Source organism: Micromonospora sp. NPDC049374 (assembly GCF_040677165.1).
GTDB lineage: Bacteria > Actinomycetota > Actinomycetes > Mycobacteriales > Micromonosporaceae > Micromonospora.
In genome coordinates this window covers 16561-40542 of record NZ_JBFAQH010000009.1, presented here as the reverse complement: position 1 = coordinate 40542, position 23982 = coordinate 16561, and the positions used below count along the sequence as shown (strand labels likewise).

General features: G+C 70.5%; 21 protein-coding genes and 1 pseudogene. 12 read left to right on the top strand and 10 right to left on the bottom strand.

What is annotated here, in order from left to right:
* The first annotated feature begins 36 nt into the window (after positions 1–36).
* The 6 genes from AB0J93_RS16495 to AB0J93_RS16470 all read left to right on the top strand — a co-directional run bounded on the left by AB0J93_RS16495 (position 37) and on the right by AB0J93_RS16470 (position 6624).
* On the top strand, positions 37–975 hold the full coding sequence (locus AB0J93_RS16495) for an ABC transporter permease (protein WP_363922612.1): 939 nt from the start codon (positions 37–39) through the stop codon (positions 973–975).
* Positions 968–1090: a hypothetical protein gene (locus AB0J93_RS16490; RefSeq protein ID WP_363922610.1), complete on the top strand. Its 123-nt coding sequence runs from the start codon at positions 968–970 to the stop codon at positions 1088–1090. Before AB0J93_RS16495 ends, AB0J93_RS16490 begins: the two co-directional genes overlap by 8 nt.
* On the top strand, positions 1087–2043 hold the full coding sequence (locus AB0J93_RS16485) for an ABC transporter permease (RefSeq protein ID WP_363922608.1): 957 nt from the start codon (positions 1087–1089) through the stop codon (positions 2041–2043). The genes AB0J93_RS16490 and AB0J93_RS16485 overlap by 4 nt, the downstream gene beginning before the upstream one ends.
* Before the next feature lie 67 nt (positions 2044–2110).
* On the top strand, positions 2111–3148 hold the full coding sequence (locus tag AB0J93_RS16480) for an ABC transporter ATP-binding protein (RefSeq protein WP_363922606.1): 1038 nt from the start codon (positions 2111–2113) through the stop codon (positions 3146–3148).
* Positions 3132–4160 carry a dipeptide ABC transporter ATP-binding protein gene (locus tag AB0J93_RS16475; protein WP_363922604.1) on the top strand — a complete coding sequence of 343 codons (1029 nt, stop codon included), beginning with the start codon at positions 3132–3134 and terminating at the stop codon, positions 4158–4160. The genes AB0J93_RS16480 and AB0J93_RS16475 overlap by 17 nt, the downstream gene beginning before the upstream one ends.
* A gap of 94 nt (positions 4161–4254) precedes the next feature.
* Positions 4255–6624, top strand: coding sequence for an EAL domain-containing protein (locus tag AB0J93_RS16470; protein WP_363922602.1), 2370 nt, complete (start codon positions 4255–4257; stop codon positions 6622–6624).
* Positions 6625–6775: 151 nt separating this feature from the next.
* Here AB0J93_RS16470 and purH read toward each other — a convergent pair whose 3' ends face one another.
* Complete coding sequence (purH, locus tag AB0J93_RS16465; RefSeq protein WP_363922973.1) at positions 6776–8347, bottom strand: bifunctional phosphoribosylaminoimidazolecarboxamide formyltransferase/IMP cyclohydrolase; 1572 nt, start codon at positions 8345–8347, stop codon at positions 6776–6778.
* A 3-nt stretch (positions 8348–8350) separates the two neighbouring features.
* Positions 8351–8956: pseudogene (purN, locus tag AB0J93_RS16460) on the bottom strand (phosphoribosylglycinamide formyltransferase); the annotation flags it as partial.
* Positions 8957–9117: 161 nt separating this feature from the next.
* Between purN and AB0J93_RS16455 the strand changes: the two are divergent.
* Together AB0J93_RS16455 and AB0J93_RS16450 are read left to right on the top strand one after the other, a co-directional pair.
* Positions 9118–9417: a CD225/dispanin family protein gene (locus AB0J93_RS16455; protein ID WP_363922600.1), complete on the top strand. Its 300-nt coding sequence runs from the start codon at positions 9118–9120 to the stop codon at positions 9415–9417.
* A gap of 7 nt (positions 9418–9424) precedes the next feature.
* Positions 9425–10126 (top strand): DUF4190 domain-containing protein, encoded by a 702-nt coding sequence (locus AB0J93_RS16450; protein WP_363922598.1) that lies wholly within the window; start codon positions 9425–9427, stop codon positions 10124–10126.
* 368 nt (positions 10127–10494) lie between these two features.
* Here the strand turns inward: AB0J93_RS16450 and AB0J93_RS16445 are convergent, their stop codons facing one another.
* The gene (locus AB0J93_RS16445; RefSeq protein ID WP_363922596.1) at positions 10495–11787 is read right to left on the bottom strand and encodes a DUF6350 family protein; all 1293 of its coding nucleotides are present in this window, start codon (positions 11785–11787) and stop codon (positions 10495–10497) included.
* 177 nt (positions 11788–11964) lie between these two features.
* On the opposite strand from AB0J93_RS16445, the gene AB0J93_RS16440 reads away from it, so the two are divergent.
* The gene (locus AB0J93_RS16440) at positions 11965–12225 is read left to right on the top strand and encodes a hypothetical protein (protein ID WP_093404994.1); all 261 of its coding nucleotides are present in this window, start codon (positions 11965–11967) and stop codon (positions 12223–12225) included.
* Between the two features lie 40 nt (positions 12226–12265).
* Here AB0J93_RS16440 and sucD read toward each other — a convergent pair whose 3' ends face one another.
* The 3 genes from sucD to AB0J93_RS16425 form a co-directional block, all read right to left on the bottom strand.
* Complete coding sequence (sucD, locus tag AB0J93_RS16435; RefSeq protein ID WP_363922593.1) at positions 12266–13153, bottom strand: succinate--CoA ligase subunit alpha; 888 nt, start codon at positions 13151–13153, stop codon at positions 12266–12268.
* Between the two features lie 3 nt (positions 13154–13156).
* Entirely contained in the window at positions 13157–14335 is a 1179-nt protein-coding gene (sucC, locus tag AB0J93_RS16430; protein WP_363922591.1) for an ADP-forming succinate--CoA ligase subunit beta, read from the bottom strand.
* A 520-nt stretch (positions 14336–14855) separates the two neighbouring features.
* Entirely contained in the window at positions 14856–15260 is a 405-nt protein-coding gene (locus AB0J93_RS16425; protein WP_363922589.1) for a cobalamin B12-binding domain-containing protein, read from the bottom strand.
* Between the two features lie 471 nt (positions 15261–15731).
* Between AB0J93_RS16425 and AB0J93_RS16420 the strand changes: the two genes are divergently transcribed.
* Positions 15732–16445: a M23 family metallopeptidase gene (locus tag AB0J93_RS16420; protein WP_363922587.1), complete on the top strand. Its 714-nt coding sequence runs from the start codon at positions 15732–15734 to the stop codon at positions 16443–16445.
* A 263-nt stretch (positions 16446–16708) separates the two neighbouring features.
* Entirely contained in the window at positions 16709–17506 is a 798-nt protein-coding gene (locus tag AB0J93_RS16415) for a M23 family metallopeptidase (RefSeq protein ID WP_363922585.1), read from the top strand.
* Positions 17507–17546: 40 nt separating this feature from the next.
* Here AB0J93_RS16415 and pcrA read toward each other — a convergent pair whose 3' ends face one another.
* Positions 17547–19949 carry a DNA helicase PcrA gene (gene pcrA, locus AB0J93_RS16410; RefSeq protein ID WP_363922583.1) on the bottom strand — a complete coding sequence of 801 codons (2403 nt, stop codon included), beginning with the start codon at positions 19947–19949 and terminating at the stop codon, positions 17547–17549.
* Between the two features lie 333 nt (positions 19950–20282).
* Here pcrA and AB0J93_RS16405 point away from each other — a divergent pair, with 333 nt between their 5' ends.
* On the top strand, positions 20283–20642 hold the full coding sequence (locus AB0J93_RS16405; RefSeq protein ID WP_363922581.1) for a chorismate mutase: 360 nt from the start codon (positions 20283–20285) through the stop codon (positions 20640–20642).
* Between the two features lie 265 nt (positions 20643–20907).
* Here the strand turns inward: AB0J93_RS16405 and AB0J93_RS16400 are convergent, their stop codons facing one another.
* The 3 genes from AB0J93_RS16400 to AB0J93_RS16390 all read right to left on the bottom strand — a co-directional run bounded on the left by AB0J93_RS16400 (position 20908) and on the right by AB0J93_RS16390 (position 23968).
* A complete protein-coding gene (locus tag AB0J93_RS16400; RefSeq protein ID WP_363922579.1) occupies positions 20908–21918 on the bottom strand; it encodes a dipeptide ABC transporter ATP-binding protein in 1011 nt (336 codons plus the stop codon).
* A complete protein-coding gene (locus tag AB0J93_RS16395; protein ID WP_363922577.1) occupies positions 21911–22948 on the bottom strand; it encodes an ABC transporter ATP-binding protein in 1038 nt (345 codons plus the stop codon). Before AB0J93_RS16395 ends, AB0J93_RS16400 begins: the two co-directional genes overlap by 8 nt.
* Before the next feature lie 84 nt (positions 22949–23032).
* On the bottom strand, positions 23033–23968 hold the full coding sequence (locus AB0J93_RS16390; protein ID WP_363922575.1) for an ABC transporter permease: 936 nt from the start codon (positions 23966–23968) through the stop codon (positions 23033–23035).
* Positions 23969–23982: the final 14 nt, after the last annotated feature.

Here is a 23982-nt window from a genome sequence, read left to right as displayed (position 1 = left end):
CACGCGGTTCGCCCCTTTTCAGGGAGACTGCCAATTATGTTCCGCTTCGTCGTGCGGCGTCTGCTCCAGATGGTCCTGGCCTTCTTCGGGACCACGCTGATCGTCTACGCGCTGATGTTCGCCGGTCAGGGTGACCCGATCCAGGCACTCGCCGGGGAACGCCCGGTCACCGCCGCGCAGCGGGCGTACCTCACGGAGAAGTACCACCTCGACGCCACCGGGATCGGCGGCTTCTTCTACCGGTACTTCGACTACATCTCGAATCTGCTCCGCGGCGACCTGGGCGAGTCGCTCACCGGACGGTCGATCGGCGACATCCTCGCCGCCGCCTGGCCCGTCACGATCAGGCTGGCCCTGATCGCCATCGCGGTCGCGGTCATCTTCGGTGTCACCGCAGGCGTGCTCGCCGGCATCCGGCGGGCCAGCATCTTCGACAACGCCACCCTGCTGCTGACCCTCCTGGTGCTCGGTATCCCGACCATCGTGCTCGCCCCGCTGGCGCAGTACTTCCTGGGTGTCAAGTGGCAACTCTTCCCGCCCACCGCCGGCGCCGACCCCGACTTCTTCGCGCTGCTGTTGCCGGGCATCGTGCTCGGCTCGCTCTCCCTGGCCACCGCGCTTCGGCTGACCCGTACCTCGGTAGCCGAGAACCTGCGCGCCGACTACGTGCGTACCGCGCGGTCGAAGGGCCTGCCGAATCGGCGGGTGGTAAGCGTGCACGTGCTGCGTAACTCGCTCATCCCGGTGATCACCTTCCTCGGCGTCGAGGTCGGCAACCTGATGAGCGGCGCGATCATCACCGAGGGCGTGTTCAACATTCCCGGCGTCGGCTTCAACCTCTTCCGCGGCATCCGCACCGAGGACGGCCCGCTGGTGGTGGGGATAGTCAGCGTGCTCGTCGTGGTCTACCTCGTCTCCAACCTGGTGGTCGACGTCCTGTACGCCGTCCTGGACCCAAGGATCCGCTATGAGTGAGCGCACCCTCAGCAGGTCGATCATGAAGTTCTTGCCCCGCCACGCCGCAGCGGCTGGCAACAACTTCATGATCGACGCTCGTGGTGGGGTCGACGGGATCGAGGTGGCGGCGTGAGCGACTTTGAGACGGTGGCGGCGTCGGAGAACCAGGCCGCCCGGCGCGGGCCCTCCGGGGAACCGGGTACGCCGAACCAGGTGGGTCAGCCCCGCAAGCCGCGCAGCCTGGCCGGCGATGCCTGGCGCGACCTGCGCCGCAAGCCGATCTTCTGGATCAGCCTGATCCTGGTGCTGCTGGTGACCGCGATGGCCGCCGTGCCGGGCCTGTTCACCAGCAACGACCCCGCCGACTGCATCTTGTCCCGGCAGCACGCGGCACCCTCCGGCGGAGCCATCTTCGGGTACGACTTCCAGGGCTGCGACACGTACGCCCGGGCGGTCCACGGCGCTCGCGCGTCGCTGCTTGTCGGCGCCCTGAGCGCGCTGTTCACCGGCCTGATCGCGCTGGTCGTGGGAATGCTCGCCGGATACTTCGGCGGCTGGGTCGACGCGGTGCTCTCCCGGGTGATCGACATCGTGCTCGGCATCCCGCTGCTGCTGGCCGCGATCGTCCTGCTCAAGCGCATCGGCAGCGACAGCGCCACGGTACGCGTCGCCGCGGTCATCTTCGTGTTGGCGGTGCTCGGCTGGACCACCGCCGCCCGGGTGGTCCGTTCCTCGGTGATCACCGCTCGGGAGCAGGACTACGTGGCCGCGGCCCGGATGCTGGGGGCCGGCAACGGGCGGATCATGTGGCGGCACATCCTGCCGAACGCGCTCGCCCCGGCAATCGTGGTGCTGACCATCGCGCTCGGCTCGTTCATCGCCGCCGAGGCGACGCTGTCCTTCCTCGGCATCGGGCTGCGGGAGCCGACCATCTCCTGGGGCATCGAGATCAACAACGGTCGGGTGCACATGCGGGAATCGGCGACCCCGCTGGTGGTTCCGTCGACCTTCCTGGCGCTGACCGTCCTGGCCTTCATCATGCTCGGCGACGCGATCCGCGACGCCTTCGACCCGAAGCTGCGGTGAGGCGATTCATGCGAGCGCGAGGAGTGAGCGCAGCGAGCCCCGCAGTCGCGAGCGAAAGGCAGGCACCGTGAGTCAGCACGCCGTCCGGCCGACGCCGGCCTCGCCCACCCCGCCCGGCGGGCACCTGCTGGAGGTACGCGACCTGCACGTCGAGTTCCGCACCGGCGAGGGTGTGGCCAAGGTGATCAACGGGGTCAGTTACCACCTGGACCCGGGCGAGACGCTCGCCGTGCTGGGCGAGTCCGGCTCGGGCAAGTCCGTCACCGCCCAGGCCATCATGGGCATCCTGGACACTCCGCCGGCCCACATCAGCTCGGGCGAGATCTGCTACTCCGGCCGTGACCTGCTGAGTCTGCCGGAGGAGCAGCGCCGGCAGATCCGGGGCAAGGAGATCGCGATGATCTTCCAGGACGCCCTCTCCGCGTTGAACCCGGTCTTCCCGGTCGGCTGGCAGATCGGCGAGACGCTGCGCCAGCGACTCGGAATGTCCCGCGCGGACGCCCGTCGTCGCTCGGTGGAGCTGATGGACCTGGTGCAGATCCCCGCGGCGGGGCGGCGTCTCGGTGACTACCCGCACCAGTTCTCCGGCGGCATGCGGCAGCGGGTGATGATCGCGATGGCCCTGGCGATGGAGCCGAAGGTGCTCATCGCCGACGAGCCCACCACCGCGCTGGACGTCACCGTGCAGGCCCAGATCATGGATCTCCTCGCCGACCTGCGGCGGGACCTGGAGATGGCGATGATCCTGATCACCCACGACCTCGGCGTGGTCGCCGACGTCGCGGACCGGATCGCGGTCATGTACGCGGGTCGGATCGTCGAGCACGCCGATGTCCGATCGCTGTACCGGGCGCCCGCCCACCCGTACACGAAGGGTCTGTTGAACTCGATTCCGCGCCTGGACCAGCGGGGCGGGAAGCTGTCCACGATCCGCGGCCTGCCGCCCAACCTGATGCGGATCCCCAGCGGTTGTCCCTTCCACCCTCGGTGCCCGTACGCGCAGCAGGTCTGCGTGGACGTGGTGCCGCACGATCTGGTCCTCGGTGACGGCCGGACCAGCGCGTGCCACTTCGCCCAGGAGGTACGTGATGACCGCGCCGGCTAGCCCCACCACCGTCCGCGGCGAGACCCTCCTCGACGTCAACCACGTGGTCAAGCACTTCCCGATCACGCAGGGCGTGGTTCTCAAGAAGAAGACCGGGGCGGTCAAGGCCGTCGACGGGGTGAGCTTCCAGCTGCGCCGGGGCGAGACGCTGGGCATCGTCGGTGAGTCGGGCTGCGGCAAGTCCACCCTGGCCCGGCTGCTGATGCGGCTGGAGAAACCCACCGCCGGCCGCGCCACCCTGGCCGGTCGAGACCTGTTCGCCGCCTCCGGCGGTGAGCTACGCCGGATCCGGCGCAACATGCAGATGGTCATGCAGGACCCGTACACCTCGCTTAACCCGCGGATGACCGTCGGCGACATCATCGGCGAGCCGTTCGAGATCCATCCGGAGGCGGCCCCGAAGGGCAGCCGCCAGCGGCGTGTCCAGGAACTGCTCGACGTCGTCGGGCTGAACCCGGAGCACATCAACCGGTATCCGCACCAGTTCTCCGGTGGCCAGCGGCAGCGGATCGGCATCGCCCGGGCGTTGGCGCTACGGCCAGAGGTGATCGTCTGTGACGAGCCGGTCTCCGCGCTGGACGTCTCCATCCAGGCGCAAGTGATCAACCTGCTGGAGGAACTTCAGGACGAACTGGGCCTGTCCTACATCTTCATCGCCCACGACCTGTCGGTGGTGCGGCACATCTCCGACCGGGTCGCGGTGATGTACCTGGGCCGGATCGTGGAGATCGGCACCGAGGACGAGATCTACGATCGCGCCACCCACCCGTACACGCAGGCGCTGCTCTCGGCGGCACCGGTGCCGGACCCGGACGCCCGGGAACACCGCAGCATCATCCGGCTGCGCGGCGACGTGCCCAGCCCGGCGGACCCGCCGAGCGGCTGCCACTTCCGCACCCGGTGCTGGAAGGCCCAGGACATCTGCGCCACCCAGGACCCGCAGGCGGTGCTACGCGCCGCCGACCCGCACCCGTCGGCCTGCCACTTCGCCGAACTACGCCCGGGAGGGTGAGCACCGAACCTCCCTCCCTAGTGGATACTGCGGCATCGAAGAAGCACCCGATGACGGATGGCGATCCCCTGCTCACTCACTAGGGTCTACAGCCGTGACGCAGGTGGCGCTACGGCCGACGACAGGCCCCACGGTCGGGGTCGCCGCGACGAACAGCCGGATCGCCGTCCGGTACGTGCAGGCCACCGTCGCGGTCATCGCCCTCGGCATCGTCTGGTGCGTCGCGAACTTCACGGTCGGCGCCGGCACCGAGGCGCTCGCGTACACCTTCGTTCCCGTCGGCGGGGTCTTCGCCGCCGGGTCCGTCGTGCACCTGCTCCGCCACGCCGACCTCGACCCGGTCACCCGACGCTTCTGGCGCGCGCTCCTCGTCGCCGCGGTCACCATCACGATCGGGTACGGCTGGCTGGCGCTGGACATGCTGACGCACGCCGCCGAGGCCCGTACCCGAAGCATGCCGTTGCCGGCGGCGGCCTGCGTGGCGATCGGATTCGTCGTCGCCAGCTGGGCGGTGGCCCGGGTGCCGATCGCCGAGACCGGCGGTGTCGAGCGGTGGCGCATCCTGCTCGACCGCATGATCGCGTTCCTCGGCTGCGCGGCCCTGCTCTGTTACGTCGGGCTGGCCCCGATGCTGACCGCCGACGAGCCGTGGAGCCCGCAGGCGATGGCGCTGGTCGGGCTCGCCTTCCTGGTCGCGGTCGGCGCCGCGACAAAGGTGTCCTTCGTCGCTGGCGGCCCGGTGGATCGCGTCGCCCTACGATTCGTCGCGGCCAGCGGCGGCGTCACCGCCGGGATCGTCGCCGTACTCGCGGTCCGGTTCGGGTACGTCGCCGGCATCCCCGTCCAGGCGATCGTGATGCCGTTGACCCCGGTGTTCTTCACGCTTGGCGTCAGGGCGCAGTGGCGGGCCGGTCTCGGTGTCCGCCGCGATCAGGCCCGCAACGGCGTGCTCCTGCCGTACCTGGCGGTAGTGGCGGTCGACGTGCCACTGCTCGCCGTCGCGTTCGGCGCCCCCCTGAACTGGCCGGTCCGGGTGGTCCTGATCGCCGCCGTGGTGGTGACCGCGCTGGTAAGCGCCCGACAGTTCATCGCCTATCGAGAGAACGCCCGGCTGCTGCGCAACACCCGCCTTCAGGAGGAGCGCCTCCAGTACGAGGTCAGCCACGACGGCCTCACCGGGCTGGCCAACCGGGTGCTCTTCCGGGACCGGCTCGCGTCCGCGCTCACCGCCACGACGCCCGCGTCGGTGCTCCTGGTCGACCTGGACGACTTCAAGACCGTCAACGACCTGCTCGGCCACGGCGTCGGTGATCGGCTGCTCGTCTCGGTCGCCCAACTGCTGCGGGCCGAGGTCGGCGACGAGGGCCTGCCGGTGCGGGTCGCCGGTGACGAGTTCGCCGTCCTGCTCACCGGCGCGGACGCCGACCCCGAGGAGTTGGCCGGCCGGCTGCTGGCCGCCCTCGACCAGCCGATCAGTAAGCACCGCCTGCTGGTGCAGGCCAGCATCGGCATCGCCGACGCCGCACCCGGTGCCACCGTCGACTCGGTGCTGCGAGACGCCGACGTCGCCATGTACACGGCCAAACAGCGTGGGAAGGCGAGCTTCGTACGGTACGTGGACGGCATGGGTGAGCCGGTACTGGCGCACATGCAGCTCGGCGGCGAGCTGCGGCGGGCCCTGGACGACAACGAGCTGCGGGTCGTCTACCAGCCGATCCTGCGGCTCGACGACAACTGGTTGGTCGGGGTCGAGGCGCTGGTCCGTTGGCATCACCCGACGCGCGGGGTCGTCGGCCCAGCCGAGTTCATCCCGGCCGCCGAGCGGACCGGTCTGATCGTGCCGCTGGGCCGGTTCGTACTGCGCGAGACGTGCCGCCAGGCGGCGGCGTGGTCACGGGAGTTCGGGCCGGACGCACTCCGGGAGGCGGGCCTGAACGTCTCCGCGCGGCAACTGCACGATCCCGACTTCGTCTCCGACGTGACGGCCGCGCTGGCCGAGAGCGGGCTGCCCTGCGAGCGGCTGGTGCTTGAGGTGACCGAGTCGGCGGTGCTCCGCGGTCAGCAGGTCTCCCGAACCCTCTTCGAACTCGACCGGATGGGCATCCGCCTCTCGCTTGACGACTTCGGCACCGGCGAATCGTCGCTCAGCCTGCTGCGGGCCTTCCCCGCCGCGATCGTGAAACTCGACAGGTCCTTCGTCGAGGGAATCGAGATCGACGACGGCCAGGCCGCGGCGGCCGACGCCCGACAGGCGGTGGCCCGCGCGGTGATCCAACTCGCCCGCGCCCTCGGCCTGGAGACAGTCGCCGAGGGCGTCGAGAGCGCCGAGCAGGTCGCCGTGCTCCGCGACCTCGGCTACACCCGTGGCCAGGGCTATCACCTGGCCCGACCGATGACCGCCGACGGCATCTCCTGCCTGCTGGCCCGACAGCGGACCGTGACAGCCATCCGACCGCCGACCTGACCGGATGACCCCCGGCGATGCAGTTTCCAGCTACAGGTTCGGTCCAAATCTTGGACGATTTCCGTTAGCGGCTAACAGTTAGCGGCTAACGGAAATCGTCCAAGATTTAGCATTGGCATCTCATCCGGTGAGAACAGGACCGCGCCGCGAGCTAGTGGAAGAAGTGGCGGGTGCCGGTGAGGTACATGGTGACGTCGGCCTGCTTGCAGGCGGCGATCACTTCTTCGTCGCGGATGGAGCCGCCGGGCTGGACGATCGCCCGGATGCCCGCGTCGATGAGGATCTGCGGGCCGTCGGCGAACGGGAAGAACGCGTCCGAGGCGGCCACCGCGCCGCGTGCCCGGTCGGCGCCGGCCCGGCTGACCGCGAGACGGGCCGAGTCCACCCGGTTGACCTGCCCCATCCCGACGCCGACCGTGGCGCCGTCCTGCGCCAGCAGGATCGCGTTGCTCTTCACCGCGCGTACCGCCCGCCAGGCGAAGGCAAGGTCGGCCAGGGTCGCCGTGTCGGCCGGCTCCCCGGTGGCCAGCCGCCAGGTGGCCGGGTCGTCGCCCTCGGCGTCGATCGCATCGCGCAACTGCACCAGTACGCCGCCGCTGACCTGCCGCCACTCGGTCGGACGCGGCTGGAAGGCGGGCGCACGCAGCAACCGGATGTTCTTCTTGGCCTGGAGCGTCTCCACCGCACCGGGTGCGTAGTCGGGCGCCACCACGACCTCGGTGAAGATCTCGGCGATCTGCCCGGCCAGCTCGACCGAGACCGGCCCGTTGACGGCGATGACTCCGCCGAAGGCGGAAACCGGGTCGCAGGCGTGCGCCTTGCGGTGCGCCTCCGCCACGTCCGCGCCGACCGCGATGCCGCACGGGTTGGCGTGTTTGATGATGGCAACCGCGGGCTGGTCGGCGAAGTCGTTCGCGGCCCGCCAGGCGGCATCCGCGTCGACGTAGTTGTTGTAGGACATCTCCTTGCCGTGCAACTGCTCGGCCTGGGCCAGCCCGACCGGCCCGGCCGGGTCGGTGTAGAGAGCGGCGCTCTGGTGCGGGTTCTCGCCGTAGCGCAGCACCGACTGCCGACGCAACGCCAGGCCGGCGAACTCCGGCATGCCGTCGGCCGCCGGGGCGACCGACGCGGCGAACCACTCGGCGACCGCCACGTCGTACTCGGCGATGTCGGCGAAGGCGCGGGCGGCCAGCGCCCGACGCTGCGTCAGGGTGAAGCCACCGCCGTCGAGGGCTGCCAGCAGCATCGGGTACGCGCCCGGGTCGGTGACCACGGCCACCGAGGCGTGGTTCTTGGCGGCCGCCCGCACCATCGCCGGGCCACCAATGTCGATCTGCTCGACACACTCGTCCTGACCGGCACCGGAGGCGACGGTGTCCTGGAAGGGGTACAGGTTCGACACCAGCAGGTCGATCCCGGCGATGTGGTGCTCGTCGAGCTGCGCGGTGTGCGCGTCCTTACGCAGGTCGGCGAGGAGCCCGCCGTGGATGGCCGGATGCAGGGTCTTCACCCGCCCGTCGAGGATCTCCGGGAAGCCGGTCACCTGCTCCACCGGCGTCACCGGCACCCCCGCCGCGGCGATCGTCGACGCGGTGCTTCCGGTGGAGACGATCTCCACACCGGCGGCGTGCAGGGCCTGGGCCAGTTCGGCCAGGCCGGTCTTGTCGTAGACGCTGACAAGTGCCCGCCGGATCGGGCGCCGCCCGTCCTGGATGGAGTCCACTCCGACCGTGACCTTTCTTCCAGTGATCGTCCAACCTTCACGGACCAGCCGGCCCACCTGCTCGACGAGCTGGCTCCGTTCCGCTTCCTTGATGCGCTCGGTGAGCGTGTCGACGTCGTCGTCGTCGCGTACCGGCACCGCCACCTGCGCGACGATCGGGCCGGTGTCCATCCCGGCGTCGACGAAGAAGAGGGTCGCCCCGGTCACCTTGACCCCGTAGGCGAGGGCGTCACGCGGGCCGTGGATGCCGGGAAACGCCGGCAGCAGGGTGTTGTGCGTGTTGAGGTACCGGTCGCCGAAGGTGGCGAGGAAGCGGGGTCCGACCAGCTTCAGAAACCCGGCCGAGATGACCAGGTCGGGTCGGTGCTCGGCGACCCGCGCGGTGAGCGCGGCGTCCCACTGTTCGCGGTCCGAGTGGTCCTTGACCCGCTCGACGAAGGTAGGCACCCCCGCGGCGACGGCCCGGTCCAGGCCCGCGATCCCGTCACGGTCCGCCCCGACCGCGACCACCCGCGCCCCGTACGCCGGGTCGGCGGTCGCGTCCAACAGAGCCTGGAGGTTGCTTCCGGAGCCGGAGACAAGGACGACGATACGGGCGGACTGGGTCACCGGCTCACCCTATCCGGCCGCCGACCGGTGCCCATCCGCTGGGCAGCGCGGTGTCGCGCGACCACCCGACTGGCCGGAACCGGGTACGCTGCCGGTCGCTTGGGACCGGCGCATGTCCGGTCCCGCACCCGTCAGCGAACAACCGTGAGGAGCACGTCGTCATGCAGCCCGAATACCAGTCTCAGCCACCGCAGTCGGTCGACAACAACATGACAATGTCGATCGTCGCGATCTTCCTGTTCTGGCCGCTGGCCATCCCGGCGATCATCAACGCCTCGAAGGTCAACCCGCTGCTTCAGCAGGGTGACTACGCCGGTGCCCAGGCCGCGGCGGCCGAGTCGAAGAAGTGGTCCAAGTGGGCCCTGATCGTCGGTATCGCCTGGCTCGCGATCGTCCTGGTTTGCTGCCTCGGCGGCGGCCTGCTGGGCTCGTTGAGCAGCAACAACGCCAGCGGTTACTGAGCACCGGATGCAGCCCGGTCACCCCGGTCAGGACCCGTACGGCCAACAGCCGCCGTACGGGGACCCGACCACACCCCAGCCGGCAAACCCGTACGCGCCGCCCCCGGCGAACCCGTACGCGCCACCGCCGGCCAACCCGTACGCCCAGCCGACCGACCCGTACGGCCAGCAGCCCCCGGCCGACCCGTACGGTCAGCAACCCCCGGTCCCGGGTCAGCCGGAGCCGCCGGCCTCGCCGGCGCCCTACGATCCGTACGCACCGCCGGCCGGTCCTCCACCGGCCGCCGGGCAGCCCCCGGCGTACGGTCAGCCGGGCTACGGCCAGCCGGGCTACGGGCAACCGGGCTACGGGCAACCGGGCTACGGGCAGCCCTACGCCGACCCGTACGCCCCGCAGCCCTACGGCGGCACGCCGATGTACCCGAACGCGGGCTTCACCGGCGCGCAGGGGCAGCAGAACACCCTCGGTCTGGTCGCGATGATCCTCGGTATCGCGTCGATTCCGCTGAGCTGCTGCTACCTCGGAATCCCGCTGGGACTGGCCGCACTCGTCACCGGCTGGCTGGGCAAGCAGAAGGCCGACCAGGGCCTGGCCGGCAATTCCGGTCAGGCACTCGCCGGTCTGATCTGCGGCGCGGTGGGGCTGCTGCTGGGTCTGCTCCAGATCGTGGTAGTCGCACTGAACGTCGGCGGGTCGATGTATCCCTGACAAGTACCTGCCCACCGCCAGGGGCGTCCCGGTGCATCCGGGACGCCCCCTGGCTCGTCAGAGTCGCCCCACTTCTCCAGAATCCCCCCACCTACCGCAGCTTTGCCGCCTCCGGCGCCAGCGTGCACCGACAACATCAGGGATGTAGCCGCCTCCCGCCCCCAGGCAGGCCACAACATGGGGGATGTTGTGGCCTCCCCGGCGCGAGATGCAACCACGGTCTAGGGAAGGTGCGGTTTCGGGCGCGGGGAACGAGAGCGCGACGAAGGCTGGGAGCGGAAGGGGACGGGGCGCGGCGGGAAGCCCAGGCGGCACCCCGTCGGATCTCCGGCTGCGCGAGCCGGGCGGGCCAGGGTGCGGCAGGACGCTCAGGTCGCGAGCCGGGCGAGCCAGCGGGTGGCGGCGGCACCGAGCAGCGCGCCGGCACCGGTGACCAGCAGCGCCGCGAGCGCCACCTGCCAACCGACCGGCCCGACCTCCGCCAGCCGGCCGGCGCCCAGCGGCCCGCCGGACGCCTTCGCCGCCGCGCCGAGCAGCACGCCGGCCACCGGTCCGGCGAGCGCCGCCGGTACGAGCAGCCGCCGCCACGACAGGGTCGTCCGTTCGGCGATGGCCAGGCGCAGCAACCGGCGCGCGAGCAGCCAGCCGGTGGCCATCCCCACGAGGACGGGCAGGGCGAGAACGGTGACCGCGCCGGGCCCGTCGACCGGCCCGCTGGGCAGGCCGGCGAACAACGGCAGAGCCGGTAGCGCGCCGACCGACACCTCGCTGGTGCGTACCGCCGTGTCGGTGCCGACCGCGAAGCCAGGGCCGAGCAGATAGCTGGCCGACCACACGCTGACATTGGGCGCGTACGCGAGGCTGACCAGGGTGATGCCGGCCTGGCCGGCGACACCGGTGCGGTAGGCGCCGATCAGGTCGGCCGCGTCACCACCACCGGTCGCCACGGCGAGCCCCGCCACGGCGGCCCCCGCGCCGAGCAGCACCAGCGCGGCGACCAGGCCGGCACGTACGCCCTCGCGCAACGGCATCGGCGCCTGCCCGGCGAAGACCTCCGCCACCCCGGTCGTACGGGCGGCACCGACACCGGCGGCGAGGGTGCCGACGGTCACGAACGTCAGCCCGGCACGTACCGGCGACACGCCGGGGCCACCCGCACCGACCACGATGGCGGCGAGCGTTCCCAGCAGCCCGTACGCGACGCCGACGGCCGTCGCGGCAGCGAGCGTACGGCCCGGGGACCGGCCGCCGCGGGCACCGATCGCGCGGCTCGCGTGCACCCCGGCCCGGGTGAGCCGCCACACCGCCAGCGCGGTCACCGCGAGCGGTGCCAGGCCCAGCGGGCCGGTGGCCGTGGCCAGGGGCACCCCGTGACCGAGGAGCCAGCCCGCCGCCCCCGCGCGGGCGGCGTCGAGCAGGCTGCCGGCACCCTCGCTGAGCTGGAACAGCCAGAGCGCCAGTGCCACGGGAAGCCAGGTGGTGACGGCCGCCCCGCTGGCCGCGACCAGTGCGGCGACCGCGAGCGGCGCGTGGCTGCGCCCCGTGGGCGCCGCCCGCGCAGCCGGCACCCGGCGCGGAGGGCCGGCCCGGCCGGGTGGCCGGGCGCCGGCACCGCGGGCGTCGGTCGCCCGGCGAGGCTGGTCAGGGGTGACAAAGGACATCGGCTCTACTCTGGCATGCCGTGCCGGCCCTGGCTGCCCGAGACCCGCCCGCAGCCGCACCCGGTACGCCGGACGCACCAGTTCGCCTGATCCGACGTGGGCAGGGCGTCGGCTCCTCTAGCCTCGGCTCAGGGGCCGTGACCGACGTCGCGGCAGCATGTGACCGGAAGGGGAGTCGTGAACGCTCCGTATCCACCGCCCCCGCCACCACCGGCCGGCCGGGACCGCACGACCCTCTGGGGAGTGCTCGGCATCGTGACCGGTGTGCTCTGCTGCGGCATCCTCGGCATCGTCTTCGGCTGGCTGTCGATCCGCGACGCGCGTCGGTACCGCCAGTCGCCGGTGCTGGGCTACGTGGCCATCGCGCTGGGCGTGCTGAACATCGTCGTCAGCCTGATCCTGCAGGCGACCGGGAACTACCCGTACTGGAACCGCTGAGGGGCCGACCTTTCGGTCGGCCCCTCGATGCGTGGTCCGCTCAGCCCGCGGACATGATCTCGCGCATCAGCTTGGCCGTCTCGGTCGGCGTCTTGCCGACCTTCACGCCGACCGCCTCCAGCGCTTCCTTCTTGGCCTCGGCGGTGCCCGCCGAGCCGGAGATGATCGCACCGGCGTGCCCCATGGTCTTGCCGGGCGGGGCGGTGAAACCGGCGATGTAGCCGACCACCGGCTTGCTGACGTTGGCCTTGATGAACTCGGCCGCCCGCTCCTCGGCGTCCCCACCGATCTCACCGATCATGACGATGGCGTCGGTGTCCGGGTCGGCCTCGAACGCGGCCAGCGCGTCGATGTGGGTAGTCCCGATGATCGGGTCGCCGCCGATGCCGACACAGGTCGAGAAGCCGATGTCCCGCAGCTCGTACATCATCTGGTAGGTCAGCGTGCCACTCTTGCTGACCAGGCCGATCCGGCCGGAGCCGGTGATGTCGGCCGGGATGATGCCGGCGTTCGAGGCACCCGGCGAGGCGATGCCGGGGCAGTTCGGGCCGATGATCCGGGTCCGCTCCCCCTTGGCCACGTTGTACGCCCAGAAGGCGGCGGTGTCGTGCACCGGCACCCCCTCGGTGATCACCACGGCCAGCGGGATCTCGGCGTCGATCGCCTCGATGACCGCGGCCTTGGTGAACTGCGGCGGTACGAAGATGACCGTGACGTCCGCGCCGGTGTCCTTCATCGCGTCGGCGACGCCGGCGAAGACCGGCAGTTCGGTGCCGTCGAAGTCGACGGTGGTGCCGGCCTTGCGCGGGTTGACGCCGCCCACCACGTTCGTACCGGCGGCGAGCATCCGGCGGGTGTGCTTGGAACCCTCGGAGCCGGTCATCCCCTGGACGATGATCTTCGAGTCCTTGGTCAGCCAGATAGCCATGTGTCAGACCCCCGCAGCCGCCAGCTCGGCGGCCCGCTCGGCCGCGCCGTCCATGGTGTCGACCCGCTCGATCAGCGGGTTGTTCGCGCCGTCGAGGATCGCCCGACCGGCCTCGGCGTTGTTGCCGTCAAGACGGACGACGAGCGGCTTGGTGACCTGCTCGCCCCGCTGCTCCAGCAGGCCCAACGCCTGCACGATGCCGTTGGCGACCGCGTCGCAGGCGGTGATGCCGCCGAAGACGTTGACGAAGACGCTCTTGACCGACGGGTCGGAGAGCACGATCTCCAGACCGTTGGCCATGACCGCGGCGCTCGCGCCGCCGCCGATGTCGAGGAAGTTGGCCGGCTTGACGTTGCCGTGCCGCTCCCCGGCGTACGCGACCACGTCGAGGGTCGACATGACCAGGCCCGCGCCGTTGCCGATGATGCCGACCTCACCGTCGAGCTTGACGTAGTTGAGGTCCTTCTCCTTGGCCGCCTGCTCCAGGGGGTCCACCGCCGCCTGGTCGACAAGTGCCTCGTGGTCGGGGTGCCGGAAGCCGGCGTTCTCGTCCAGCGACACCTTGGCGTCGAGCAGCAGCAGCTTGCCCTCGGCGGTCTTGGCCAGGGGGTTCACCTCGACCAGGGTGGCGTCCTCCGCGACGAACGCCCGCCACAGGCTGACCGCGACGTCGACGACCTGGTCGGCGACGTCGGCCGGGAAGCCGGCCGCGTTCACGATCTCCCGCGCCTTCGCCTCGTCCACGCCCTTGACGGCGTCGATCGGTGCCTTGACGACCTTCTCCGGGGCCTCGGCGGCGACCTGCTCGATGTCCATGCCACCGGCGACGCTCGCGATGCAGAGGAACGTGCGGTTCGCCCGATCGAGCAGGTACGAGAAGTAGTACTCCTCGGCCACGTCCGCGGTCACGGTGATCATGACCTTGTGGACGGTGTGGCCCTTGATGTCCATGCCGAGGATGTCGGTGGCGCGGGCCACCGTCTCCTCCGCGCCCTCGGCCAGCTTGACGCCGCCCGCCTTGCCTCGGCCGCCGACCTTCACCTGTGCCTTGACGACCACCCGGCCGCCGAGGCGTTCGGCGATCGCGCGGGCCTCCTCCGGGGTCGTGGCGACGCCGCCGGCGAGCACGGGAAGCCCGTGCCGCTCGAACAGGTCCCGCCCCTGGTACTCGTACAGGTCCACGATTGCGCGTCCCGTCCCGTCTCTGCGGCGCACCGTCGCGCCGCCACCAGCGTATGGAAAGAAAACAGTGTGATGCCCGACATCAGTTGAAGTTGACGCAGGCCGTCGAACCCTCGCCACCGCGACCACGCGCCGCAGCCGACCTGACGGTCCGGCTCGCGGAGGGAGGTGGGAAAGGGTTCATTGGGCGCAGCCTAGCGATGCCGGCACCTCCGGCAACCGAGCGGGTGCGCGGTGTGCGGTAATGCACAGCCCTGGCCGACGCTGGGTCACCGGCAGGGCACCCGTCAGGGCGGCGGGCCGAGCAACGTCACCCGTTCGAGCGATCTTGTCAGGGCGGCGACGGTTCTCGACGGTCCCGCGTAACCCCGCAGGAAGGGCGTCGTTGAGTCAGGTGTCGGAGCGCTGGAAAGCGCGAAGACGGAAACGGCCGATGCCCTGTCGGTCGAGGGGTGGCGGCGGGGCATCGTGCATAGAGGGGCCGGACGTGTGAGGGGTGCGTCCGGCCCCTCCCCTGTGCTCAGGCCACCGGCTGGGCGACGTTGTCGCGGACCCATTCCACGATGGACGCGGTGGTGGCGCCCGGGGTGAAGATCTTGGCCACGCCGAGCCGCTCCAGCTCGGGAAGGTCGGCCTCCGGGATGATGCCTCCGCCGAAGACGACGATGTCCCGGGCCTCCCGCTCGGCGAGCAGTTCGAGGACCCGGCGGAACAGCGTCATGTGCGCCCCGGAGAGCACTGAGAGACCGACGGCGTCGGCGTCCTCCTGGATCGCGGTCTCCACGATCTGCTCCGGGGTCTGGTGCAGGCCGGTGTAGATGACCTCCATGCCGGCGTCGCGGAGAGCGCGCGCCACCACCTTGGCACCACGGTCGTGGCCGTCCAGGCCCGGCTTGGCGACGACGACCCGAACACGAGAGCTCATCTGGGCATCCCTTTCACCGGCTCCGCGGCATTCACCTGAACGAACGGTAACCCGACCGGCCGGGGCCGGGGAACCGGGGCCGGCAGGACGAGCGGTAAACAGCCTTCGCCATCCGGACCCGCCGTGGCATCCGGTCACCTCACGCAGGCATCACCGGCACTTCACGCAGAGACACGACCGACGCGCGACGCGTCAAGCGGGACGACTCCGCCGATCGGTCACGGTGTGCGACGAACGGAGGATAACGAGGGCACCCCACTGCACCCCCGAGCCATGACAATCTCGGACGGAACCGGACAGAACGTTGCAGGCAATTCGGCGCTTCGGCTTGTGACAGGACTGACGGTTGGCTACCGTGTCCACGGTTGTCATCAGGTCTACGGACGGGTGACGACGCGACCAGCCGACGCACGGTCACCAGATCCGGACGACGGCTGATCCGCATCGGAACCCCGACAACGGAGGGTATGCGTGCGCCAGCGCCTGTCGTCTGAGCCCGACCGATATCGCGGCCGCCGCCGCGTACCCACCCCCCCGCGCAGCCGCTACGCCGCGGTTGTCACCACCGCTTTCGTCGGCGCCGGTGTGGTGGCACTGGGTGCCAGCGCGATGCCGGACGCCAAGAGCGTCAGCCCGACGGTGCTCGACGAGCTGAAGCAGGCGTCGATCAGCAACCAGGGCGCGGCCGAGCGGGCCGACGCCGCCGAGCGGGCCTCCCGGGACAGCCGCAGCGGCCCGGAGAGCGCCGAGGAGACCGGCGTCTGGCTGCTGCCCCTCCAGGGCTACGACTTCAACTCCCCCTACGGCATACGCTGGGGCAAGCTGCACACCGGCGTCGACCTCGTCGCGCCGGAGGGAACCCCGTACGTCGCCATCCACGAGGGCACCGTCACCAAGGCCGGCTGGTTCGGCGGCTATGGACACGCGGTGATCGTCCAGCACGCCGACGGCAGCGAGGCCATCTACGGCCACTCCTCCGCGCTCAACGTGCGCGAGGGGCAGCAGGTCAAGGCCGGTGATCAGCTCGGTCTGGTCGGCAACACGGGCCACTCCTACGGCTCCCACCTGCACCTGGAGATCCATGTCAAGGGCGAGCCGCTCGACCCGGTGCCATGGCTCCAGGAGCGCGGAGTGGACATCAAGCTACAAGTCGAGGCAATCTACAGCGAGGTAGCCGCGTCCTGACCGGCCGTGACGCCCGTTGACCGCCCGGATCTGTCGATCCGGGCGGTTTTGCTTGACCCCTCGCGGCCGTAAGTGTCCCAACTCACACCCGCGATTGTGACGGGCGGCACACCAGTCGACCGGGTCAGCATCGGGCAGTCGAGAACAGCCAGGCACGAACGCGGACAGCGGAACCGACCACCGTCCGCGCCGCCCGCACCCCCGGTACCCACCGACGCCCGGACCGACACCAGGATTTCGAGGTCACGTACCACTCGAAACCAATGAGGTCCCTACCCGTGCAGGACGACAGCCCCACCCCGACCCGCAGGATCCCCCACGCCCCGGCTCGACACCGGCGACGCCTGAGCCGGCACTCCCGTCTCCTGGCCATCGGTGCGGTCGCCCTGGTGGGGCTCGGTGTCGGCGGTGTCGTCATGACCGACCGCGATGAGCGGCCGGCCACCAGCCCGGTCGCCCTGGATGCTCAGACCCGGGCCGAGGCCGCCGAGCGCGCCGACCGTTCGGCCCGCGAACCTGCCGCCTCGGGCAGCTCGTCGCCGAGCCCGTCAGCGAGCGCCAGCCCCACCGCGACGCCCAGCCCCAAACCGAAGCCGAAGCCGAAGGCCAGCCGAACGGCCACCGCCAAGGCGAAGCCGAAGAAGAGTACGAAGCCGAAGTCGTCCTGGGTCCTGCCGATGGCGGGAGGCGGCATCACCTCCTGCTACGGGCCCCGGTGGGGCACCCTGCACGCCGGCATCGACTTCGCCATGCCCGCCGGCACCCCCGTACGCGCCGCCTTCGGTGGCACCGTGACGAAGGCCGGCGACGTCGGCGACGGGTACGGCATCTCCGTGGTCATCGACCACGGCAACGGCTACCTCACCCACTACGCCCACCTGAGCACGGCCAGGGTGAGCGTGGGCGAGAAGGTCGGTACCGGGCAGACGATCGGCCTGGAGGGCTCCACGGGCGACTCCACCGGCCCGCATCTGCACTTCGAGGTGCACCAGGGCCAGATGTGGAACCAGATCGACCCGGCGCCGTTCCTGCGCGCCCGCGGCATCGACGTGGCCTGCTGAGCCTGCGGATCCGCCGGAACGTCGGGGCTGAGCTGCCGTCTCAGATCTTCTCGATCGGGGCGTGTCGCAGCACCAGCCACAGCGTCTGGTCGCCGAAGTCGATCTGCGCCCGGGCGCCCGGGCCGTGCCCCTCCACGGCCACCACCCGGCCGAGGCCGTACCGCTGGTGGTTCACCCGGTCCCCGGCGGTGACCTTGGGCCCCTGCGGCAGCTCGCTCGCGGTGGCCAGCCGGCTGCCGTCCACCCCGAGCTTGCGGGCCAGCTGAACCGCCCGAGGCGTGCCGCCGGCGAACCCGCCGCGACCGCCGGGGGTCCGGTCCGCGCGACCGCCCACGCCGCCACCACCGCCGCCCCAGGAGGTGTACGAGCCCTCGGTCCGCTCCCAGCGCACCAGTTCGGGCGGCAGCTCCTCGACGAACCGGGACGGCGGGTTGTAGGACGGCTGGCCCCACGCCGAGCGGGTCACCGCCCGGGAGAGGTAGAGCCGCTGCCGGGCGCGGGTGATGCCCACGTACGCCAGCCGGCGCTCCTCCTCCAGCTCCCGGGTGTCGCCCAGCGAGCGCAGGTGCGGGAAGACGCCGTCCTCCAGGCCGGTCAGGAACACCACCGGGAACTCCAGGCCCTTGGCGGTGTGCAGCGTCATCAGAGTGACCACGCCCTGATGCTCGGGGTCGTCGGTGGGCACCTGGTCGGCGTCGGCGACCAGCGCGACCTGCTCCAGGAAACCGGCCAGGGTGGCCCGCTCCCCCTCCGCGCCGGTCGCCTCGATCCGCTCGGTGTACTCGCGGGCGACGCTGACCAGCTCCTGGAGGTTGTCGACCCGGCCCGCGTCCTGCGGGTCGAGGCTCTCCTCCAGCTCGGTCAGGTAACCCGAGCGGGTCAGCACCGCCTCCAGCACGTCCTCCGGGGTGCCGTCGACGGCCAGCTCACGGGCGGCGTCGAGCAGCGCCACGAAGTCGGCGATGCCGTTGGCCGCCCGGGTCGAGATGCCGGGCGCGTCACCGGCCCGCCGCAATGCGGCACCGAAGGAGATCCGGTCCCGGCTGGCCAGCGCCTCCACACAGGCCTCGGCGCGGTCGCCGATGCCCCGGCGCGGGGTGTTGAGGATCCGCCGCAGGCTGACCGTGTCGTCGTCGTTGACCACCGAACGCAGGTAGGCCAGTGCGTCCCGGACCTCCTTGCGCTCGTAGAAGCGCACCCCGCCGACGACCTTGTACGGCAGACCGAGGCGGATGAACACCTCCTCGAAGACCCGGGACTGCGCGTTGGTGCGGTAGAAGACCGCCACGTCGCCCGGGCGCGTCTCCCCGTCGTCGACCAACCGGTCGATTTCCCGGGCCACCCAGTCCGCCTCGGCGTGCTCGGTGTCGGCGACGTACGCGACGATCGGTTCACCCTGGCCGGCATCGCTCCACAATCGCTTCGGCTTACGAGACGTGTTGCGGTCGATCACCGCGTTCGCGGCGTTCAGGATGGTCTGGGTGGAGCGGTAGTTCTGCTCCAGCAGGATGGTGCGGGCGTTTGTGAAGTCGCGCTCGAACTCCAGGATGTTGCGGATCGTCGCGCCCCGGAAGGCGTAGATCGACTGGTCCGCGTCGCCGACCACGCACAGCTCCGCCGGGTCGAGGCCCTCGGTGCCGGAGACCAACTCCTTGATCAGGACGTACTGCGCGTGGTTGGTGTCCTGGTACTCGTCGACAAGCACATGCCGGAAACGACGGCGGTAGCTCTCCGCGACGTGCGGATGCGACTGGAGCAGATGCACCGTCGTCATGATCAGGTCATCGAAGTCCAGCGCGTGGGCCTCGCGGAGCCGTCGCTGGTAGAGGGCGTACGCCTCGGCCAGGGCGCGTTCGTTGGGCCCGCTGGCCCGCGCGGCGAACGTCTCCGGGTCGACCAGCTCGTTCTTGAGATTAGAGACCTGGGCGGCCAGGCCACGCGCCGGATACCGCTTCGGGTCCAGGTCGAGTTCCCGGGCGACGAGCTGCATCAGCCGGCGGGAGTCGTCCGCGTCGTAGATCGAGAACGTGGACTTCAGGCCGGCCTGCTCGTGCTCGGCACGCAGGATCCGCACACAGGCGGAGTGGAACGTGGAGACCCACATCAGCCGGGCCCGTGGGCCGACCAGGGCGGTGACCCGGTCCTTCATCTCGCCGGCGGCCTTGTTGGTGAAGGTGATCGCAATGATCTCACCGGGGTGCACGTCCCGCGCGGCGAGCAGGTACGCGATCCGGTGGGTCAGCACGCGGGTCTTGCCCGACCCGGCGCCGGCCACGATCAGCAGCGGCGAGCCCGCGTGGGTGACCGCGTCCCGTTGCGGGCCGTTGAGTCCCTCCACCAGCTGCGCCGGGTCGAGGCGGCCGGGCGCGGGCCGATGGGGCGGCAGCGCCCGGGCAGGCTCGGGCTCGGGCGGGGACGCGGGGATGTCGAAGAGAGGATGCATCGCACGGCGAGTCTATGCCGCCGGCCGGACATCACCCGCCGACGGCACCGCCCGGTGGCGTAACCCGGCAGCACCAGCGGGAGGGGTTCTTCCCGACAGGTGAGCGGATGACAGCCTTCTCCGGCCTTTCCTTGCGCGCCGGCCCCGTCCGGCGGCATACTCGGCAGCGTGTTCGACAAGCGCTTCTACTTTTACTACGGCTCCGGGAGTCCGGCAGCCGTAGGTCGCGCCTGATCGATCAGACCTACGAAAAGCCCCGGGCTCTCGGAGCCCGGGGCTTTTCGCGTCCCGGAATCCGGGCAACGGGCACCACATCGCGAGGGGTACCTGAAGATGGCAGACGTGATGGAGCAGAACGGCGGCGCGACCGGGTCCGGCACGATCTCGAACGGCGCCGGTCCCACCGGGCCCGAGGGGGGCAACCCGGCCACCGGCACCGCTGAGCCGGACGCCGCCAGCCGAATCGCCGAGATCCGGGTACGGATCGACGAGATCGACCGTGCGCTGATCGAGTTGTGGCAGGAGCGGGCCGCGCTCTCCCAGGAGGTCGGCGCGACGCGGATGGCTTCCGGCGGCACCCGACTCGTCCTCTCCCGCGAGCAGGAGATCCTGGAGCGGTTCCGGTCGGCCCTGGGCGCGGACGGCACCCAACTCGCCCTGCTGCTGCTCCGCGCCGGCCGCGGCCCCCTCTGACACTCACCCCCTCCCCAACGCATCCACACCTGCGTCCCGCCCTGTTGATCAAGAAGTTTGCGTCTGGAATCGCGCTGTTCCCGGCGAAAACTTCTTGATCAACCCGAGGGGCTGGGCCGGCGGGGGTGAGGGGAGTCGGGTGGGGTGGGTGGGTGTGGACCGGGGCGCCGGCTGCTGGTGACGGCCGACGCCCCGAATCACTGAGGAGGCACTACCTTCACCGCTGCTTCCGGTACGGATGGACGGAGCGGCGGCGTCTGTGGGGCTACTCCGTCGCGTGTACCACGTCGCGCACCTCAGCGAAGTGGCAGGCGCTCGGGTGGCCCGACTTGTCGCGGACCTCCAGCGCCGGCTGCTGCTCGGCGCAGATGTCCTGGGCCTTCCAGCACCGGGTACGGAACCGGCAGCCCGAGGGCGGGTTGGCCGGCGACGGCACGTCACCGGTCAGCACGATCTGGTCCCGATGCCCGCGCAGCTTCGGGTCCGGCACCGGCACCGCGGACAGCAGCGCCTGCGTGTACGGGTGGGTCGGCTTGTCGTAGATCTCGTCCTCGGTGCCGATCTCGATGATCTTGCCGAGGTACATGACCGCGACCCGGTCGGCGATGTGCCGGACCACCGACAGGTCGTGGGCGATGAAGATGTACGACAGCCCGAGCTCCTGCTGGAGCTTCTCCAGCAGGTTGATCACCTGGGCCTGGATGGAGACGTCCAGCGCGGAGACCGGCTCGTCACACAGGATGATCTCCGGGTTGAGCGCCAGCGCCCGGGCGATGCCGATGCGCTGCCGCTGGCCGCCGGAGAACTGGTGCGGGTACCGGGTGATGTGGTCCGGGTTGAGACCCACCAGATCGAGCAGTTCCTGCACCTTGGCCCGCCGCTTGCCCTTCGGCAGAACGTCCGGGTGCACCTCGAACGGCTCCCCGACGATGTCACCGACGGTCATCCGCGGGTTCAGCGAGGTGTATGGGTCCTGCATCACCAACTGGATGTTGCGCCGGCCCCGACGTCGCTCCTCGGCGCTGACCTTTGACATGTTCTTGCCCTGCACGAACAGGTCACCGGAGGTCGGCGTCTCCAACCCCACAAGCATCCGGGCCAGCGTCGACTTGCCGCAGCCGGACTCGCCCACGATGCCGAGCGTCTCGCCGCGCCGCAGCTGCAGGTTGACCCCGTCGACCGCCTGAACCGCTCCGTACTGCTTCTTGAAGACGATGCCCCGGGTCAGCGGGAAGTGCTTGACCAGGTCGCGGGTTTCCAGCACCACGTCACTCATCGCCCTTGACCTCCTTCCAGAAGTGGCAGGCGGCCGTCCGGCTCGGCGACACCTGGTACAGCGGTGGCGCCGGGTCCTGCCGGCAGACCTCCTGCGCGTACCGGCACCGGGGGTTGAAGGCGCAGCCCGGTGGGATGTTCGTCAGCATCGGCGGCAGGCCCTTGATGGCGCTGAGCTCGTGACCCTTGAGGTCCAGGCGCGGGATCGACTCCAGCAGACCCTTTGTGTACGGGTGGGCGGGGCTGGCGTAGATGTCGTTCACGCCGGCTTCCTCGATGACCCGGCCGGCGTACATGACCGAGATCTGGTCCGCCACGTCGGCCACCACACCCATGTCGTGGGTGATCAGCACGAGGCCCATGTTCCGTTCCCGCTGCAACTCGGCGAGCAGCGCCATGATCTGCGCCTGCACGGTCACGTCCAGCGCGGTGGTCGGCTCGTCCGCGATCAGCACCTCGGGATCGAGCGCCAACGCCATGGCGATCATGACGCGCTGCCGCATACCACCCGAGAACTGGTGTGGGTAGTCGTTCACCCGCTGCTTCGCCGCCGGGATCTTCACCAGGTCCAGCAGCTCGACGGCACGAGCCTTGGCGTCCTGGCGGGACATGCCCCGGTGCTTGCGGAACAGCTCGGCGAGCTGGAACCCGACGGTGAAGACCGGGTTCAACGCGGAGAGCGCGTCCTGGAAGATCATCGCGATCCGGTTCGCGCGCACCTTGCGGCGCTCGGACTCCGGCAGCTTGAGCAGGTCGACCCCCCGGTAGAGGATCTCGCCGCCGGTGATGAAGCCGGGCGGGGTGTCCAGGATGCCCATGATCGCCTGAGCGGTCACGCTCTTGCCGCAGCCGGACTCACCGAGGATCGCCCGGGTCTCGCCCGCCCGCAGGTCGAAGCTCACGCCGTTGACGGCGCGGGCGATGCCGTTGCGGGTACGGAACTCCACGTGCAGGTCCTTGACCTGCAGCGGCAGCGCGTCCGGGTCGACACCCGCCAGCGCCTCCATCTTGACGTTCACATCAGTGCTCATGCCGGCACTCCGCTCGCTCCGTGCCCTCGTGAGGCACCGTCGCCCTTGGCTGATGATTCGCTCGCTGAGACTCGCTCATCGGACTCACCGGAACTTCGGGTCGAGGGCGTCACGCAGGGCGTCACCCATCAGGATGAAGGACAGCACCGTGCCGACCAACAGACCGCAGGGGAAGAGCAGCAGCCACGGGTCGTCCAGGAAGTAGACCTGGTGAGTGCTGATCATGATCCCCCAGGACTGCGCGGGCTGCTGGAGCCCGACACCGAGGAAGGTAAGCGTGGCCTCGGCGGCGACGAACGAACCGAGCACGATGGTGGCGTACACAAGCATCGGGGCGATCGCGTTCGGCAGGATGTGCCGGAACATCAACCGGGAGTTGCGGGCGCCGACCGCCTTCGCGGCGTGCACGTAGTCCAGGTCCTTCGAGGAGATGACGCTGCCCCGGATGATCCGGGCGATGGTCGGCCAGGCCAGCAGGAACAGCACCGCGGTGATGGTCCAGATGTTCTGCCGCTTGATCACGGTGAGGAACACGATCGCGCCGAGCAGGAACGGCAGCGAGAAGAAGATGTCCATCACCCGGGAGATGACCGCGTCGACCCAGCCGCCGTAGTAGCCGGCGAGCAGGCCGAGCACCCCGCCGAACAGCACGATGCCGCTTGTCGCCATCACCGCGATCACCATCGACGGGCGGGCGCCGTAGATCGCGTGCGCGTAGTAGTCACAGCCCAGCACGTCGAAGCCGAAGGGGTGCTCCCAGCTCGGCGAGACCCGGGACCGGTCGGTGCTGCACGCCCGCGGGTCCTGGCTGGTCCAGAGCTTCGGGAAGGCCGCCATCGAACCGACCGCGAGGATGTAGAGAAGGGCGATCACAAAGACCGGGTCGCGCAGCAGCTGCCGCCGGGCGTCCGCCCACAGGCTCGCGCTGCGCTCCTTGCCGCCCGGCGCGTCAGTCGTGGGGCCGTCACCGGCCACCGGCGCACCGCCGACGGCGGCGCCCGCGCTCGTCAGGTCACTCATGTCCACACCTCGTT

Coding starts and splice junctions, on each gene's coding strand:
- sucD (WP_363922593.1), bottom strand. CDS start 13,153: ATGGCTATCTGGCTGACCAAGGACTCGAAGATCATCGTCCAGGGGATG.
- AB0J93_RS16495 (WP_363922612.1), top strand. CDS start 37: ATGTTCCGCTTCGTCGTGCGGCGTCTGCTCCAGATGGTCCTGGCCTTC.
- AB0J93_RS16390 (WP_363922575.1), bottom strand. CDS start 23,968: ATGAGTGACCTGACGAGCGCGGGCGCCGCCGTCGGCGGTGCGCCGGTG.
- AB0J93_RS16455 (WP_363922600.1), top strand. CDS start 9,118: ATGCAGCCCGAATACCAGTCTCAGCCACCGCAGTCGGTCGACAACAAC.
- AB0J93_RS16405 (WP_363922581.1), top strand. CDS start 20,283: ATGGCAGACGTGATGGAGCAGAACGGCGGCGCGACCGGGTCCGGCACG.
- AB0J93_RS16445 (WP_363922596.1), bottom strand. CDS start 11,787: ATGTCCTTTGTCACCCCTGACCAGCCTCGCCGGGCGACCGACGCCCGC.
- AB0J93_RS16450 (WP_363922598.1), top strand. CDS start 9,425: ATGCAGCCCGGTCACCCCGGTCAGGACCCGTACGGCCAACAGCCGCCG.
- AB0J93_RS16395 (WP_363922577.1), bottom strand. CDS start 22,948: ATGAGCACTGATGTGAACGTCAAGATGGAGGCGCTGGCGGGTGTCGAC.
- pcrA (WP_363922583.1), bottom strand. CDS start 19,949: ATGCATCCTCTCTTCGACATCCCCGCGTCCCCGCCCGAGCCCGAGCCT.
- AB0J93_RS16425 (WP_363922589.1), bottom strand. CDS start 15,260: ATGAGCTCTCGTGTTCGGGTCGTCGTCGCCAAGCCGGGCCTGGACGGC.
- AB0J93_RS16400 (WP_363922579.1), bottom strand. CDS start 21,918: ATGAGTGACGTGGTGCTGGAAACCCGCGACCTGGTCAAGCACTTCCCG.
- AB0J93_RS16415 (WP_363922585.1), top strand. CDS start 16,709: ATGAGGTCCCTACCCGTGCAGGACGACAGCCCCACCCCGACCCGCAGG.
- AB0J93_RS16475 (WP_363922604.1), top strand. CDS start 3,132: ATGACCGCGCCGGCTAGCCCCACCACCGTCCGCGGCGAGACCCTCCTC.
- AB0J93_RS16490 (WP_363922610.1), top strand. CDS start 968: ATGAGTGAGCGCACCCTCAGCAGGTCGATCATGAAGTTCTTGCCCCGC.